At 50.2% G+C, this 895-nt stretch carries 1 protein-coding gene; it reads right to left on the bottom strand.

What is annotated here, in order from left to right:
- Positions 1–856: DPP IV N-terminal domain-containing protein (locus tag AB4Y34_RS41760; protein WP_368719295.1), on the bottom strand; the 856-nt coding region annotated here is incomplete at its 3' end.
- Between the last annotated feature and the right edge of the window lie 39 nt (positions 857–895).

Raw genomic sequence — 895 nt, 5'->3', positions numbered from 1 at the left:
CAGCCGCCTTATGCCACAGAATGCGATCGGGAAGGCCTGCATCTTTCAGATTCTTCCACGCGACGTCATGGAAAAGGCGTGAACGGTTGTTAGTGCCCATTCCGTCGATTTGCACAACGATAAAACCTAACTGGGTAAGGGGCTCTGTTGTGGTTGTGAATGACTTTGGGACGTGAGAGCCTTGCGGGCCGGCATATATATGCTCCACCACAGGATACTTCAGATGTCGATCGAATCTATCTGGTAGATGAATGATTCCCCAAATATCGGTCTTACCATCGCGCCCTTTGGCAACAAAATTGACTGGTGCTCTCCATCCATTAGATTCGAGTTGGGAGATGTCGGTGCTCTCGATCGGCATCAGTTTAGCGTTGTCGCTAGACCGGAAAAGCGCCATGCGTGGGGGAAGGTCGATACGCGACCAGAGGTCGACGTAGAATCTACCGTCCGGAGAAAACTCGATGTGATGATTGGCCGGTTCTGGCGTAAGTGATGTCAGCCCCTTTCCGTCGAAGCCAATTCGGTAGGCATGAACGAAATATGGGTCCTCACCGAAATTCATTCCGCTTGCTTCAAACCAGATTTCCCTTCTGACTGGATCGATGTGGGCCACCGCGCGGACAATCCAGTCACCTTTGGTGATTTGGTTTTCTAAAACACCGGTACGGCCATTAAAGAGGTACAGATGTTCAAATCCATCGCGCTCGGATGCCCAGATAATTTCCTCTCCATCATTAACATTGTAACGAAAGTGTTTTCCGGCTTTTTTTTGGTTATTTCTTAAATCTGTATAATCGACGAACGTGGAGCTGACCTCATCGATCAAAGAGCGCGTACGGCCGGTGGCTGCCTCCACCTCGATTACTCGGTAGAGCTGATGGCCGCGTTGGTTGTA

This window comes from Paraburkholderia sp. BR10954 (assembly GCF_040965775.1).
Lineage (GTDB): Bacteria > Pseudomonadota > Gammaproteobacteria > Burkholderiales > Burkholderiaceae > Paraburkholderia > Paraburkholderia youngii.
This window is presented reverse-complemented; position numbering and strand designations above follow the sequence as displayed.